This is a genomic window from Haloferula sp. A504 (assembly GCF_044385805.1).
Taxonomy (GTDB): Bacteria; Verrucomicrobiota; Verrucomicrobiia; order Verrucomicrobiales; family Akkermansiaceae; genus Haloferula.
This window is the reverse complement of sequence record NZ_JBISBU010000024.1, coordinates 57,892-71,513: the sequence shown is the minus strand read 5'-3', so window position 1 is coordinate 71,513 and position 13,622 is coordinate 57,892. Positions and strand designations below refer to the sequence as shown.

Sequence of the window (13,622 nt, the reverse complement as noted above, 5' to 3'; positions counted from 1 at the left end):
GTTGGGTTTTGTGTGTGAGTCATTGATTTGAACACCAACAACTTACACCAAAACTCCAACCGCCCTCAATTCTCGGTATGAGAAATCCGGGCTAGCGCCGCCATCTTTAGGAGCTTCTTGCTCTGGCCACCACCAAGGATCATCATCGTCTTCCTCAGCAACCTCAATCCGCCGTGGCTCCCGTCCGAGGATATCCACGAACCCCAACGGCCTATTCAAAGCAAATCCATACAGGTTCATCCCACCTCTTTTCCCTATCGGATCCCTTGATGGCCACCTCCCCATCACAGGGTCGTAGTATCTGTAGCCGTATTCTGTCACTACGTCAGATTCGCGTCGTGACGGTTTCGAGGGTCCGGGTTGGAGAGGGAAGTATCCCATTCGGGGAAGTCAATACATGAAGCGTGGGGAACAGGGAAGCTCGGAGTGGCGATGCGGGATTCGTCGAGACGGCGCAAAGGCGAGGGACGTCCAGACGCGATGGCATCCAGAACGGGGCTTCATTCCTCCCGCGCCGGTGGCTTGCGGAGCTGTTTCTTGCGGGAGAGAAGCCGCTTGTCCTCGACGGACTTCTGTTTCGACCGCCGGGAGCGGCGGCGTTTCTGGCGGCGGATCTTCTCGATCTGCTGGCGGCGTTTTGATTCGCGCCCGAGGCGGCGCTCCTCGAGTTCGTCGCAGAGTTCGCGGCGGGCGTGGTAGCGGTTCAGCTCGCGCGAGCGCGAGGACTGGCACTTGATCTCGATGCCCGTCGGGTGGTGCTTGAGATAGACGCAGGAGTGGGTCTTGTTGATCTTCTGGCCCCCGGAGCCGGAGCCGAGGATGAATTTCTCGGTCAGCTCCTCGTCGATGATGCCGAGGGTTGCCATCCGCGTCTCGAGCGCGGTCCATTTTTCGGGGGAGATCAAGGCTGGCGGACGCGTTGGACGTAGGCCGCGGCGGCGGTCCGGATCGAGTGAGCGACGTCCGCCTCGGGGCGGGCGAAGGGCGGGACGAACCACGGGAAGCTGCCGATGAGATCCGTGACCACGGCCACCTCTCCATCGCAGGTGGTTTCGCCGCAGCCGATCCCGATGGTCGGCACCGGGAGGGTGGCGGTGAGTTCGCCCGCGGCTTCCTGGACGACGCTTTCGAGAACGATGGCGAAGACGCCCGCCTCGATCAGTGCCCAAGCGCCTTCCCTGAGGGCATCGAGTTGTTCCGGCGTCCTGCCCTTCTTGTGGTATCCGCCCTCCTCGAGCACCCGCTGGGGCAGCATGCCGAGGTGGCCACATACGGGGATGCCGGCTTCGGTGATGGCCCGGACCTTGTCGGCCTGGCGGATTCCTCCTTCGAGTTTGACGGCCTCGGCACCCGCTTCGACGAGGAGGCGGGCATTCGCCACGGCGGTGTCGGGGTCGGGATAGGTGTGGATGGGGAGATCGGCGAGGACGAGGGCGGTGGGTTCGGCGCGGGCGACCGCTGCGACGTGGTGGCGCATGTGCTCGAGCGTGACGTGGGTGGTGTCGGGGAAGCCGAGCGCGACCATGCCGAGCGAGTCGCCGACGAGCATCAGGTCGATGCCGGATTCATCGAGCAGGCGGGCGGTCGGGTAGTCGTAGGCGGTGAGCGCCGCGATGCGGGCGCCGCCTTTCCGATCGCGCAGGGCCTGGGCTTTTTCGACGCCGGTCATGGGAGGAGGCTGCGCCTCCAAGTTCCAAGTGAGAAGTTCCAAGTTCCAAGAGATCGACTACCACGCGGCCTGGACGAGGGCGAGGTCGGGTTCGTTGGTGTCGAGGTGGGCGAGGTGCTCGGCGATGGTGGAGTGGTCGCCGGGAAGGACGAGGTCCGGGCGGATGTCGGCGAGCGGTTGGAGGACGAAGCGACGCGAGGTCAGGCGCGGGTGGGGGAGTTCGAGGTCGGCTTCGGCAATCGTCTCGTGGCCGAAGTAGAGCAGGTCGATGTCGATGGTCCGGGGCGCATTCGGGCCGGCGGAACGATCGCGGCCGAGCTCGAGCTCGAGGGAGAGGGCGGCAGCCAGGAGTTCCTGCGGCGAGCCTTGGAAGCGGATCTCGACGACCGTGTTGTAGAAATCGGGCGAGCCCTCGGGGCAGGCGACGGGAGCCGTTTGATAGATCGGTGCCTGAAGCAGGCCGTCCGCGGACATCTTCCGCAAGCGGTCGCGGGCCTGCCGGAGGTGGGCGAGGCGGTTGCCGAGGTTCGAACCGAGGGCGAGGCCGGCCGAGTGAGAGACAGAAGACTGGAAGACGGAAGACATGGCTCGCTTCGCGGGAGACGGAAGATTTGAAGACAGAAGATGGAAGAGCTGATTGGCCAGGGGTCTTGTGTCTTCTGTCTTCCAGTCTTTTGTCTTACGTCAACCCCAGCACATCCTGCATGTCGTAGAGACCGGCAGGCTTGTCGGCGAGCCAGGCGGCGGCCTGGGTGGCACCGGCGGCGAAGGTCATGCGCGACGAGGCCTTGTGGGTGAGTTCGACGCGCTCGCCGTCGGCGGCGAACATCACGGTGTGGTCGCCGACCACGTCGCCGCCGCGCAGCGTGTGCATGCCGATCTCCTTGCGGGTACGGGCGCCGGTGATGCCGAAGCGGCCGTGCTTCACATCGTCCTCGTAGGAGGTGCCGGTTTCCTCGTTGAGGATCTCGAGCAGGCGGCGGGCGGTGCCGGAGGGGGCGTCGATCTTGTGGCGGTGGTGCATTTCGGTGACCTCGATGTCGAAGCGGTCCTGGCCGAGCACCTGGGCGGCCTTGCGGGTGAGCCAGAAGAGGGTGTTGACGCCGACCGAGAAGTTCGGGGCGAAAACGATGGGCAGCTGCTTCGAGGCTTCGACGATCGCGGCGCGTTCGTCGTCGGTGTGACCGGTGGTGCCGATGACGAGGCGGGTGTCGCTTTCGAGGGCCGCCCGCAGCAGCTCGCGGGTGAAGGAGTGGATGGTGAAGTCGATGACCGTGTCCGCCTTGGCGATGGCCGCGGCGAGGTCTTCGCCGACGTCGTGGGTCGCCGCGACTTCGGTATCGGGGTTTTCTTCGACGGCGGCGATGACCGCCTGGCCCATGCGGCCGGATTTTCCGGTGACGAGGATGGAGTTCATGGTTCTTCTTTTTCCGGCCGGTAGGTGCCTGCGTAGCCGGGGGTGTAGAGGCGCAGGCCGAGGATGGGTGCCATGGCGGTGAAGTGCTTGTCCACTGCATAGACGCGGCAGTCGGCTTCGAGGGCGAGGGTGGCGACGAGCGCGTCGTTCCACGGCACGGTGAGGCCCTCGGCGCGGAGGCGGGAGTAGGTTTCGGCCGCTTTGCGCCACAGCTTCTGATCATTCCGCAGGTAGGGGAGGATGTTGAGCCATGCCTGGATGCGGTTTTTCTCGTCGCGACGGGCCCCGCCGAGGAATTCGAGCTCGACGGGGCCGCAGAGGGTCGCTTCGAAGGCATCCAGCAGGCCGCGCACCGCCAGTTTGACCTCGAGCTTTCCCGCGCGGCGGAAAAACTCGACCATGGCACTGGTGTCCACGAGGACCATCAGCGGTCGCAGGCCTCGATCTCGTCGTTGGTCATCGGATAGTCACCAAATTCGCCTTCCATGACCATCCGCCCGAATTCCTTGGCCATCTCCCGCCGGATGAACTCTTGGGCGGCCTTGACGATGGCTGGACCTTTCTTGGTTTCCCCGGTCAACCGCATGGCGTCTTCCAAAATCTCGGATTCGATGTCGACGGTGATTCTCATGAGGCCAATTGAATCCAAAAGATGAAAAATTCAATTAAAAAATCATCTTTTCGATTCAAGAGAGGAGATCGAAATCATGCATCAGCGCCTGCAGCGAGTCGCGGCGTTCCGGGGCGAGTCCGACGAGGGGCAGCCGGAATTCGTTGGTGCAGTGGCCTTGCAGGGCAACCGCTTCCTTGATCGGGACCGGGTTGGTATCGAGCGACATCAGGCCGCGGAAGAGGGGATACCACTGCTTCTGCATGGCGAGGGCCTCGTCGAAGGAGCCGTTCAGGCAGGCGCGGACGAGGCGGACCATGACATCGGGGACGAGGTTCGAGGCGACCGAGACCAAGCCCACCGCGCCGCAGCTCATGAATGGGACCGTGAGGGGGTCGTCGCCGGAAAGAATGGCGAAGTCGTCGGGCAGGGCCTGGACGAGCTGGTTGACGCGATCGACGCAGCCGCCTGCTTCCTTGATGGCGGTGATCGTCGGGCAATCGGCGGCGAGGCGCGCGGCGACCTCGACCGGGATGGGAATCGCGGAGCGGCCGGGCACGCTGTAGAGCATGATCGGCAGCGAGGTCGCCGAGGCGATCGCCTTGTAGTGCTGGTAGAGGCCTTCGGCGGACGGCTTGTTGTAGTAGGGGCAGACCTGGAGGGTGCCGGTGGCGCCCGCCTGTTCGGCGGCCTGGGTGAGGGTGATGGCCTCGGAGGTGGAATTGGCTCCGGTGCCGGCGACCACCTGACAGCGCCCGGCGGCGTATTCGACCGCCAGGGCAATGACGTCGATGTGTTCGTCGTGGTCGAGGGTCGGCGACTCGCCGGTGGTGCCGACCGGCACGATTCCGTCAATCCCGGCGGCGACCTGCCGGTCGATGAGGGCCTGGAAGGCGGGCTTGTCGACGGCCCCGTCGCGGAAGGGAGTGATGAGGGCGGTGTAGGTGCCTCGGAAGCTCATGCGCGGGAGATTGAATGCTGAACGCTCAAGGTCCAACACCGAAGATGGGTCCGCGGGGAAAATGCAGGAAGGCGGCAGGATGCCGCCGGGACGGCCTGCGGCAGGGATGCCGCAGCCGCCTGCTCAGTCTTCGATGGGCTGGATCCAGATGTTGCGGAAGCGGACCGGATTGCCGTGGTCCTGGAGCGAGATCGGACCGGTGTCGCCGTGGGCCTCGTACTCGGAGATCGAGTGCGGGCCACGCCAGCCGGTGCCGCCCCACAGCTCGACGTCGTCGTGGATCTTCACGCCATTGTGGATCACGGTAAAGCGCGCGCGACGGGTGACGTTGCCTTCGTCGTCGAAGATCGGGCGGTGGAAGGTGATGTCGTAGCTTTGCCATTCACCGGGCGGGCGGCTGGCATTCACCTTCGGCACGGCGCGGCCGTAGATCGCGCCGCACTGGCCGTCGGGGTAGGTCGTGTTTTCGTAGGAATCGAGGATCTGCACCTCGTAGCGGCCCATCAGGAACACACCGCTGTTGCCGCGGCCCTGGCCCTCACCCTTCACCGTCGAGGGCGTGGCGAATTCGAGGTAGAGGCGGCATGAGCCGAATTCGTCCTTGGTCCGGATGTAGCCGGCGCGCTTGACCGATTCCATGGCGCCGTCGACCAGATTCCACGGCTTGGCGTCCTTCTTCACCGACTCCCAGTTCTTCTCCATCGAGGCCTGGGTTCCGTCGAAGAGGACGGTGGCACCTTCCGGCGGCTTGGCTGCCGCGGGATCGTAGGCAGGGGGCGTGACCACCTCCGGCTGCGGTTGCTTTTCCGGGTCGGTTTCGTGGACCTTGATGCCGTCGATCCACATGTATTCGACGTTCTTGCCGTTCTCGACCCGGATCTCTTTTTTGACGACGGGTTCGGCGAAGGCGGGGGTCAGGAGCAGGGCGGCGCTTGCCAGCAGCAATCCATGGCGGTTGGTCATGGACCAAGTTTGCCGAAAGCGCGGTCCGGATCAAGGTCTCATGCGGGTTCGTGACAATCCCGTCCCGCCGGTCTCGTAGGGATGAATGCGAATCTTCCGACCCCTCCGAACCATGAACGAATCCCGGCGCATTTTCCTCAAGACCGGCCTGGCGGCCGCGGCAGTCAGCCACCCTCTGCTAGCCCAGGCGGCCGCCCCGAAGCGCAAGCTCCGGATCGCGGGAATCGGTGTCGGCGGAATGGGCTTCAACAACCTGACCAATCTCGCGGCGGAGAACATCGTCGCCCTTTGCGACGTCGACCAGGTGGTGGCGAAACGCAGCTTCGACAAGTGGCCGGACGCGAAACGGTGGACCGATTTCCGTGAAATGCTCGAGAAGCAGGACGACATCGAGGCGGTGATGATCGCCACACCCGATCACACCCATGCGTCGATCGCGATGGCCGCCCTCAAGGCGGGCAAGCACGTTTATTGCCAGAAGCCGCTGACGCACGACATCCACGAGTCGCGCCTGCTGGCGGCCGCGGCGGCCGAGGCGAAGGACTGCGTGGCCGTGATGGGCAACCAGCACCATTCCTCGGGCGGGGCGCGAAAGGTGGTCGACTGGGTCCGCGCGGGATTGATCGGCAAGGTCGAGCGGGTGATCGCGTGGTGCAGCCTGACCTACCGGCCGTGGGGTCATGCGGGATGGTCCACTCTAACGGACACACCGCCTTCGAAGACTCCTCCGGTGCCGGACACGCTCGACTGGGACCTGTGGAGCGGTCCGGCCGAGGTGCGTCCGTATCATCCGACCTATCACCCGGCGCGCTGGCGGGCGTGGTGGGACTACGGATGCGGGATGATGGGCGACCGCGGGGTGCACACCCTGGATGCCTCGTGCTGGGCGCTGGGCCTCACGGCTCCGAGCAGTGTGGAAAGGCTCATGATCGAGGGCGAGAACGAGTACGTGCATCCCGACAAGGCGCACATCCGTTACCAGTTTCCGGCCAGGGGATTGATGGCGCCGCTCCAGCTCGACTGGTATTCGGGCCTGCGTCCGGCGGAGGCCGACGAGATCACCGGTGACCACAAGCCGGGCGACGACCAGGGCGGGGCGGTGATCATCGGCTCGGAGGGGATGATCACCCACGGGACCTATCCGGGCAACAGCCTGACGCTGCTGCCGGCATCGCTGAAGAAGGAGGCGGCGGGCATCAAGTCGGAGCTGCCGAACCTGCGTGGCAGCCACGAAATGATCTGGGCGGCGGCCTGCAAGGGCGAGGGCCCGGTGTCGTCGGGCTTCGAGTATGCGGCGGGTCTCAACGAGCTGACCCACATCGGCAACCTGGCGATCCGCCTCGGCGGCAAAATCGAGTGGGATGCCGAAAAGGGCGAAGCCCCGGGAAATCGCGAGGCCCCGCAGTACATTCGGATGCCCCGGCGAAAGGGCTGGGAGTTGGGATGAATCAGATCTTCCACTCGCCGCGGTAGTCGATCTTCTTGAGCAGCTTGTCGGCCTCCGGGTCACCGACGATTTCCTCCTTGATGGGATCCCACTTCAGCGGGCGCTTGAGCGCGTCGGACACGTAGCCGATGTGGCCGGGCGTGATCGAGCGGTGGGCGGTCTCGGCGGGGCAGATGCATTCCTTCCGCGTGAGGACCCCCTCGATGAAGTTCCGGCGGTGGTCGCGTGAGGCGTAGGCCTTCACCGGCCCGCGGTCGAAGGATTCGCGGATCCACTCCTTGTTCGAGGCGTCGATCTTGCCGCGGTTGACGTAGACCCAGCCGTCCTCGCCGATCCACTTGCAGCCCATCGTGTTCTTGTTGGAAATCGAGACCGTGTAGCCGTCGGCGTAGGTCGAGAGCACCTCGTAGTCGAGCGGTTGGTCGTACATGCCCTTGTCGGCATAGCGGAAGCCCTTGGCTTCGACCTGCACCGGGCCGCTCTTGTCGAGGCCGAGGCCCCAGTGGGCGATGTCGTTGTGGTGGCCGATCCAGTCCATGAGCTGGCCGCCACCGTAGTCGAGGCACCAGCGCCAGTTCCAGTGGAGGCGCTTCTCGTTGTAGGGGAGCAGGCGGCTCGGGCCGCACCACATGTCGTAGTCGAGGTGGTCGGGGATCGGTTGGGCCTCCTTGCCCTCGATGTCGGTGCCCTTGCCGGTCGGGAGGCCGACTTCGACGTGCTTGATCTTGCCGATCAGGCCGTTGAGGACGATCTCCGCCCCGACCCGGAAGCGGGTGTCGGAGCGTTGCTGCGAGCCGGTCTGGAAGATCGCCTCGCGCTTGGCGACCTCCTTGTAAAGCGCCTGGCCTTCGGCAAAGAGGTGGGTCACCGGCTTTTCACAGTAGACGTCCTTGCCGGCACGGAGGGCGGCAAGAGCCGTGACGGCATGCCAGTGGTCCGGGGTGCCGACGACCACGGCGTCGATGTCCTCGCGGGCGCAAAGCTCGCGGAAGTCTGCATGGGTGTCGCAGCCCTTGAAGCTCCCGCTTTCCTTCTCCTTGGCGTAGCGCTTCTCGACGTTGTCCTTCGCCTTGTTCATCCGCTGGGCGTCGGGATCGCAGACCGCGAGGCCCTGGACCTCCTTGAGGTTGAGCATCCCGTTGAAGACGCCGGAACCCTGGCCGCCGCAGCCGATCAGGCCGACGCCGACGCGTTCGGAGGGGGCGGTGGTGCCACCCTTGCCCAGCACGGAGGCCGGAACGATGAGAGGAACGGAGAAGGCGGCGGAGCGTTGGATGAAGTGACGTCTTTTCATGGGATGCGTCTTCGGGTTACGACAGGGCGTTCTCCGACCTTTCCCCGCTTCTCCGATGATTCGATTCTCCGCCATTCTTTTTCTGATCCCGGTCCTCGCCGGGTGGTGTTTTGCCCAACCCAACATCGTGGTCTTCCTCAGCGACGATCAGGGTTGGGGCGACCTCTCCAGCTCGGGCAACCAGGACCTGGCCACGCCGCGCATCGACTCGCTGGCGCAGCAGGGCGTGAGCTTCGACCGCTTCTACGTCTGTCCGGTCTGCTCGCCGACGCGTGCGGAGTTCCTCACCGGTCGCCATCATGCCCGGGGCGGCGTGTATTCGACCTCGGCCGGCGGCGAGCGGCTCGATCTCGATGAAACCATCCTGCCGGAGATCCTGAAGGCGGCGGGCTACCGCACCGGGGCCTTCGGCAAATGGCACAACGGCATGCAGGGTCCCTACCATCCGAGTGCCCGGGGTTTCGACGAGTTCTACGGCTTCTGTAGTGGCCACTGGGGGCATTACTTCGATCCGATGCTCGACCACAACGGCCGCATCGTGAAGGGCGAGGGCTTCTGCATCGACGACTTCACCAAGCGGGCGATCAACTTCATCGAGGGATCGGTGAAGGCCGGAAAGCCCTTCTTCGCCTACCTGCCCTACAACACCCCGCACTCGCCGATGCAGGTGCCCGACCGCTTCTGGGAGCGTTTCAAGGACAGGCAGCTCAAGTCCACGGCCCCGGGTCGCGAGGTGACCGACCATCAACGCTGCGCCCTCGCGATGTGCGAAAACCTCGACTGGAATGTCGGTCGTCTGCTCGACCAGCTCGACCGGCTCGGGGTGGCCGACGACACCATCGTCGTCTGGTTTCACGACAACGGACCGAACGGATTCCGCTGGAACGGGGGGATGAAGGGAAAGAAGGGGTCGACCAACGAGGGAGGCGTGCGGAGCCCGCTCTACGTGCGTTGGCCGGCCTCGATCAAGGCGGGCACCCGGGTGCCGCAGATCGCCTCGGCCCGGGACCTGCTGCCGACGCTCTGCGAGCTGGCCGGGCTCGATGAACGTTCGGAGAAGCCGCTCGATGGCCGCAGCCTCGCCCCCTTGATCCGTGATCCGGAGACCGCCTGGCCGGAGCGCATCCTCATCCAGCAGTGGCAGAACAAGGTCAGTGCCCGGAGTCAGCGCTTCCGCCTCGATGCTCAGGGCAAGCTTTTCGACATGGTCGAGGATCCGGGGCAGAGCCAGCCGGTGAACAAGCAGCACCCGGAAGTGCTCGCCCGCCTCGGGGAAGCGGCGGAGAAGCATCGTCGCGAATTCCTTCCCGGGTATCGCGACGACGACCGGCCCTTCATCCTGACTCATCCGGATCTGGCGATCACCCAATTGCCGGCTCGTGACGCGCAGGCGACCGGTGGCTTGAAGCGGTCGAGCATCCACCCGAACTGCTCGTACTACCTGAACTGGAAGGACACCGGGGATGCGCTGCACTGGGCAGGCCGGGTGGAGGCACCGGGCCGCTATCGGGCGACCGTCTGGTATGCGGCCAGGGAAGCCGGGGCCCGGATGGCGCTGCGCTTCAAGGATGAGTCCCTCGAGTTCACCATTGCCGAGGCCCACGATCCGCCGGAGGTGGGAAAAGCCGAGGATCATGCGCCGCGCAGCGAGTCGTATGTGAAGGACTTCAAGCCGCTGGTGGCCGGAACGCTGGAGCTTTCGGCAGGCGACGGTGAACTGCGGCTGGAAGCGCTCGAGATCCCGGGGGGCGAGGCGCTGGAGTTCCGGCTGCTCACGCTTGAGCGCCTGGATCCCGCCGAGCGCTGATTCCGGTTTTCGAATTTTTCGGTGAGATCCGACCTTTGGTGGCGTATTTCCACCCAGCCCATGCGTCTGTTACTCTGCCTTTGTCTTTCCGCGATCCTGCCGCTCGGGGCGGAGATCACCGCCACCCGCGATGGCGACCGGCTTCGCGTGGAAATCGACGGCAGGCTTTTCACCGAGTACCGGAACGACAAGTGGCTGCCCTGCCTCTACCCGCTGATGAGTCCCGATGGGACGCATCTGACCCGGCGGTATCCCTTCGAGAAGGACGTGGCGGGGGAGGCCAAGGACCACCCGCATCACATCGGCTTCTGGTTCACCCACGGCGACATCAACGGCAACGACTTCTGGCACGAGCCGAAGGGCTGCCGGGTGGTCACCAAGGGTTTCGTGGGTGAACCGGAGATCGATTCGAGCGGCAAGGTGCTCACCTTCACGGTCGATCTGGAATGGCGGGGCAAGGACCAGAAGCCGCTGCTTTCCGAGCAGCGGACCTATTCGATCCAGGTCGAGGGCCGGGACCGCGTGATCGACGTGAGCTGTGATTTGAAAGCCACGGACAAGGACGTCGTCTTCGGAGATACCAAGGAAGGGTCGTTCGCCATCCGGGTCGCCCCGACCATCCGGATGAAGGGCGCGGTGGCCAAGGGCGGGATCACCAACAGCGAGGGGCTGACCGGTGGCGATGCCTGGGGCAAGCGGGCGAAGTGGGTCGCCTTCCACGGCCCGGACTCCGCGGGCACCCCGACGGTGATCGCGCTGATGGATCATCCTTCCAACCTGCGCCATCCGACGTGGTGGCACGCCCGCGACTACGGTCTGCTCGCCGCCAACCCCTTCGGCCCGCGCTCCTACAAGGACAAGGAGTTCAAGGGTGACGCCTTCACTCTGAAGAAGGGAGAGTCGCTCAAGCAGCGCTACCGCTTGGTGCTTGTCCAGGCGGATCTTGCCGCGGCGCCCCTCGACAAGTACTGGCAGTCCTTCAGCAAGTGACCCCGCAAACGATCATGATCCGCATCCTCCGCATGACCCTGGCCCTCGGCCTGCTGCTTCCCGTGCAGGCCGGCTTCGAAGTGAAGACCAGTGATTCCCGGATCGAGATCGTCGATGGAGGGAAGTGTGTCTTCGGTTGGCAGATCCAGCCGCCGGCGGAACCCCTTGGCGGGATCGAGAAGTTTCCGATCAGCGCCTACGTCGACCCCCTGGCCACCCCGTCCGGGTTCGACCTGACCGCCGTTCAGCCGAGCGATCACCTCCACCACCTCGGCCTCTGGTGGCCGTGGAAGCAGGTCACGGTGGATGGCAAGAAGCATGTCACCTGGGAGTTGCAGAAGGGCGAGGGGTGCCATGTCGCCAAGTCCGCGACGGTTACCGGCGAGAGTGACGATGCGGTCTCGATCACCGCCCGCAACGAGATCCAGATTCAACGCGACGGGAAGTATCGGCCCGTCATTGCGGAAACGGTGAACCTGCGCTTTTCGCGTCTTGGAAAGGATGCCTACGTCCTCGACATCGGGCTTGAGCATGCACCGGTGGCCGGCGAGGAGGTGGAGATCACGGCCTACCGCTACAGTGGGTTTTCGTGGCGTGGCCCGATGAGCTGGACCGGGGAGAACAGCGCGATGGTGACGAGCGGGGGGCAGGACAGCGACAGCGCCAATGGCCAGGAAGCCCGCTGGGTTTTCGTGAGCGGCCCGGCGGAGGATGACAAGGCGAGTTTCCTGATGCTCAGCGGTGCGGAGAAGGACGGCAATCCGGCCGAGCGGCTCCGCGTCTGGAACTCGAAGATGCATCACGGCAATCCCTTCATCAATTTCAACCCGGTGATGAGGAAGTCGTTCGCCCTCACCAAGGACAGCCCCGAGGTGGCCTCGCGTCGCTACCGGGTCGTCATGGCGGACCGGGCCCTCACGGCAGGCGAAGCGGAAGCGCTCTGGAAGGAGTGGAAGTAGCCGGCGGAGAGGAAGGGGATGCGGCAAGGACCGCGCGACGCTGTCGCGCATCGGGCGGCCACATCGACTGCTTTCTAACAAAATGACCGGGAAGGTGGCGGGGCCGTGCCGTTTTGCAACGGTTTCCCAAGCGGGAAAGGTGGCCTGCCTGTGGCCGGGCCTTCCAGGCCCGTCGCCATGTTAGATGAGGCATTGGCGACGGGGCTGGAAGCCCCGGCCACCTTCAGTGACGCCCCGGGCATCCCTTCATTCGCCGTGCTTGATGGGCCGGGCGTGCTTGCGCCGGTAGGCGACCGGCGTCATGCCGAAATGCTTCTTGAACAGGCGGGCGACGTTGTTGTCCGACTTCTCGCCCATCGCGTAGGCGACTTCCGAGACGGTCAGGCTGGTTTCCAGCAGCAGGCGGGCGAAGTTCTCCAGCCGCCGGTCGCGGATGTAGGCGTAGATGCTCTTGCCGGTGGCCTCGCGGAACCGGTCATAGAGCCGTCGACGTGAGAGGTTGACCACGCGGATCACGTCGTCGACCTCGATGGGGGTGTTGACCCGCTCGCGGATGAACGAGACCGCTTTGGCCACCTCCGGGTCGAGGGTTTCGGTGGCGTCGGTCGAGGGACGCGCCCTCACCCCCAGCGGTTCGATGACGATGTCGTCGGGCCGGCGCGGGCCGCCCTTGCCCTGCAGGCACCGCGCCAGATGGCGCGCGGCATCGTAACCGCCGCGGCGGATGTTGAGCCGCACGCTGCTCTGCGAAACCTGTGCCAACTCGCAGATCGACTCGTCGTCGCCGACCCCGATCAGCGCCACCTCGTCGGGGATCCGCAGGCCCACCGCCACGCAGGCTTCCTGGACGAGCAGGGTGAAGTCGTCGGTGCAGCAGAAGATGCCGACCGGCTTGGGCAGCCCGAGCAACCAATCGATCAGGCGCTGGTGACCGGCGTCCCAGCTGAAGAACTCCCGGCCGTCGTCGCTGTCGAAGAGATGGGCTTCATGGCCGTGGTCCTCCACCCGCTGGCCGAAGCCCTCGCCGCGGCGTCGCGACCAGAAGAAGGCGCGCACGCCACAGTAGCCGAAGTGCCGGAAGCCGGCCTCGTGCAGATGATCGGCGGCAATCCGCCCGGTGGCGGGATCATTGACCACGATGTTGGGGATGCCGGCACGGCACTCGGTGGTCGGGCTGTAGACCGTCGGTCGCCCGGTGTGCAGGATCTCGTCGTAGCGGTGCGGACGGCTTTCGCGCAGGATCACGGCATCGGGCTGCCAGCGCTCGATGAGTTCCACCGGATCCACCTCCCGATCGGTGAGGTAGGAGACGTTTCGCTGGAACTGCCAGGGACCGTGGAGATTGGCGTAGTCCGAAATCCCCCGCAGCAGTTCGCGCTCGTAGTGCCGCACTCCCTGCAGGAAAAGGGCGACCTTGGGGATCGATCGGGCTCCTTTTGGGGTTGCACGCATTGAGGATGATCCTGCACATGGTGAGGTTGCCGTCAACCTGGAGCCGGCCTAGG

Annotated in this window: 15 protein-coding genes; 4 read left to right on the top strand and 11 right to left on the bottom strand. The window is 65.0% G+C overall.

Annotated features, from left to right (window positions below; translation table 11 throughout):
• Positions 1-42 precede the first annotated feature (42 nt).
• The 9 genes from ACG2LG_RS12855 to ACG2LG_RS12815 form a co-directional block, all read right to left on the bottom strand.
• Positions 43-381 (bottom strand): RHS repeat-associated core domain-containing protein, encoded by a 339-nt coding sequence (locus ACG2LG_RS12855; protein WP_396259580.1) that lies wholly within the window; start codon positions 379-381, stop codon positions 43-45.
• Positions 382-500: 119 nt separating this feature from the next.
• A complete protein-coding gene (locus tag ACG2LG_RS12850) occupies positions 501-905 on the bottom strand; it encodes a peptide chain release factor family protein (protein WP_396259579.1) in 405 nt (134 codons plus the stop codon).
• Positions 902-1,669 carry a 3-methyl-2-oxobutanoate hydroxymethyltransferase gene (gene panB, locus ACG2LG_RS12845; protein ID WP_396259577.1) on the bottom strand — a complete coding sequence of 256 codons (768 nt, stop codon included), beginning with the start codon at positions 1,667-1,669 and terminating at the stop codon, positions 902-904. The genes ACG2LG_RS12850 and panB overlap by 4 nt, the downstream gene beginning before the upstream one ends.
• Positions 1,670-1,726: 57 nt before the next feature.
• Positions 1,727-2,254, bottom strand: a complete 528-nt coding sequence (folK, locus tag ACG2LG_RS12840) for a 2-amino-4-hydroxy-6-hydroxymethyldihydropteridine diphosphokinase (protein ID WP_396259575.1) — start codon at positions 2,252-2,254, stop codon at positions 1,727-1,729.
• A 94-nt stretch (positions 2,255-2,348) separates the two neighbouring features.
• Positions 2,349-3,086, bottom strand: coding sequence for a 4-hydroxy-tetrahydrodipicolinate reductase (dapB, locus tag ACG2LG_RS12835; protein WP_396259573.1), 738 nt, complete (start codon positions 3,084-3,086; stop codon positions 2,349-2,351).
• Positions 3,083-3,511, bottom strand: a complete 429-nt coding sequence (locus ACG2LG_RS12830) for a PIN domain-containing protein (protein WP_396259571.1) — start codon at positions 3,509-3,511, stop codon at positions 3,083-3,085. The genes dapB and ACG2LG_RS12830 overlap by 4 nt, the downstream gene beginning before the upstream one ends.
• Positions 3,511-3,717: a type II toxin-antitoxin system VapB family antitoxin gene (locus tag ACG2LG_RS12825; protein ID WP_396259569.1), complete on the bottom strand. Its 207-nt coding sequence runs from the start codon at positions 3,715-3,717 to the stop codon at positions 3,511-3,513. The genes ACG2LG_RS12830 and ACG2LG_RS12825 overlap by 1 nt, the downstream gene beginning before the upstream one ends.
• A gap of 55 nt (positions 3,718-3,772) precedes the next feature.
• Positions 3,773-4,657, bottom strand: a complete 885-nt coding sequence (gene dapA, locus ACG2LG_RS12820; protein WP_396259567.1) for a 4-hydroxy-tetrahydrodipicolinate synthase — start codon at positions 4,655-4,657, stop codon at positions 3,773-3,775.
• A gap of 123 nt (positions 4,658-4,780) precedes the next feature.
• Entirely contained in the window at positions 4,781-5,620 is an 840-nt protein-coding gene (locus tag ACG2LG_RS12815; protein WP_396259566.1) for a DUF1080 domain-containing protein, read from the bottom strand.
• Positions 5,621-5,732: 112 nt separating this feature from the next.
• Between ACG2LG_RS12815 and ACG2LG_RS12810 the strand changes: the two genes are divergently transcribed.
• Positions 5,733-7,067 carry a Gfo/Idh/MocA family protein gene (locus tag ACG2LG_RS12810; protein ID WP_396259564.1) on the top strand — a complete coding sequence of 445 codons (1,335 nt, stop codon included), beginning with the start codon at positions 5,733-5,735 and terminating at the stop codon, positions 7,065-7,067.
• Between the two features lies 1 nt (position 7,068).
• Here ACG2LG_RS12810 and ACG2LG_RS12805 read toward each other — a convergent pair whose 3' ends face one another.
• Positions 7,069-8,361, bottom strand: a complete 1,293-nt coding sequence (locus ACG2LG_RS12805; RefSeq protein ID WP_396259562.1) for a Gfo/Idh/MocA family protein — start codon at positions 8,359-8,361, stop codon at positions 7,069-7,071.
• A gap of 55 nt (positions 8,362-8,416) precedes the next feature.
• Here ACG2LG_RS12805 and ACG2LG_RS12800 point away from each other — a divergent pair, with 55 nt between their 5' ends.
• From ACG2LG_RS12800 to ACG2LG_RS12790, 3 genes are read left to right on the top strand one after another with little or no spacing between them, the layout of a single operon-like run.
• The gene (locus tag ACG2LG_RS12800) at positions 8,417-10,168 is read left to right on the top strand and encodes an arylsulfatase (RefSeq protein WP_396259560.1); all 1,752 of its coding nucleotides are present in this window, start codon (positions 8,417-8,419) and stop codon (positions 10,166-10,168) included.
• Between the two features lie 21 nt (positions 10,169-10,189).
• Positions 10,190-11,158: a PmoA family protein gene (locus ACG2LG_RS12795; protein ID WP_396259558.1), complete on the top strand. Its 969-nt coding sequence runs from the start codon at positions 10,190-10,192 to the stop codon at positions 11,156-11,158.
• Positions 11,159-11,172: 14 nt separating this feature from the next.
• Positions 11,173-12,117: a DUF6807 family protein gene (locus ACG2LG_RS12790; protein WP_396259557.1), complete on the top strand. Its 945-nt coding sequence runs from the start codon at positions 11,173-11,175 to the stop codon at positions 12,115-12,117.
• Positions 12,118-12,363: 246 nt separating this feature from the next.
• On the opposite strand, the gene ACG2LG_RS12785 is transcribed toward ACG2LG_RS12790, so the two are convergent.
• The gene (locus ACG2LG_RS12785; protein ID WP_396259555.1) at positions 12,364-13,569 is read right to left on the bottom strand and encodes a substrate-binding domain-containing protein; all 1,206 of its coding nucleotides are present in this window, start codon (positions 13,567-13,569) and stop codon (positions 12,364-12,366) included.
• Positions 13,570-13,622 lie beyond the last annotated feature (53 nt).

Coding starts and splice junctions, on each gene's coding strand:
- ACG2LG_RS12800 (WP_396259560.1), top strand. CDS start 8,417: ATGATTCGATTCTCCGCCATTCTTTTTCTGATCCCGGTCCTCGCCGGG.
- ACG2LG_RS12785 (WP_396259555.1), bottom strand. CDS start 13,569: ATGCGTGCAACCCCAAAAGGAGCCCGATCGATCCCCAAGGTCGCCCTT.
- ACG2LG_RS12825 (WP_396259569.1), bottom strand. CDS start 3,717: ATGAGAATCACCGTCGACATCGAATCCGAGATTTTGGAAGACGCCATG.
- ACG2LG_RS12805 (WP_396259562.1), bottom strand. CDS start 8,361: ATGAAAAGACGTCACTTCATCCAACGCTCCGCCGCCTTCTCCGTTCCT.
- dapA (WP_396259567.1), bottom strand. CDS start 4,657: ATGAGCTTCCGAGGCACCTACACCGCCCTCATCACTCCCTTCCGCGAC.
- panB (WP_396259577.1), bottom strand. CDS start 1,669: ATGACCGGCGTCGAAAAAGCCCAGGCCCTGCGCGATCGGAAAGGCGGC.
- folK (WP_396259575.1), bottom strand. CDS start 2,254: ATGTCTTCCGTCTTCCAGTCTTCTGTCTCTCACTCGGCCGGCCTCGCC.
- ACG2LG_RS12855 (WP_396259580.1), bottom strand. CDS start 381: ATGGGATACTTCCCTCTCCAACCCGGACCCTCGAAACCGTCACGACGC.
- ACG2LG_RS12815 (WP_396259566.1), bottom strand. CDS start 5,620: ATGACCAACCGCCATGGATTGCTGCTGGCAAGCGCCGCCCTGCTCCTG.
- ACG2LG_RS12830 (WP_396259571.1), bottom strand. CDS start 3,511: ATGGTCCTCGTGGACACCAGTGCCATGGTCGAGTTTTTCCGCCGCGCG.
- ACG2LG_RS12790 (WP_396259557.1), top strand. CDS start 11,173: ATGATCCGCATCCTCCGCATGACCCTGGCCCTCGGCCTGCTGCTTCCC.
- ACG2LG_RS12810 (WP_396259564.1), top strand. CDS start 5,733: ATGAACGAATCCCGGCGCATTTTCCTCAAGACCGGCCTGGCGGCCGCG.
- dapB (WP_396259573.1), bottom strand. CDS start 3,086: ATGAACTCCATCCTCGTCACCGGAAAATCCGGCCGCATGGGCCAGGCG.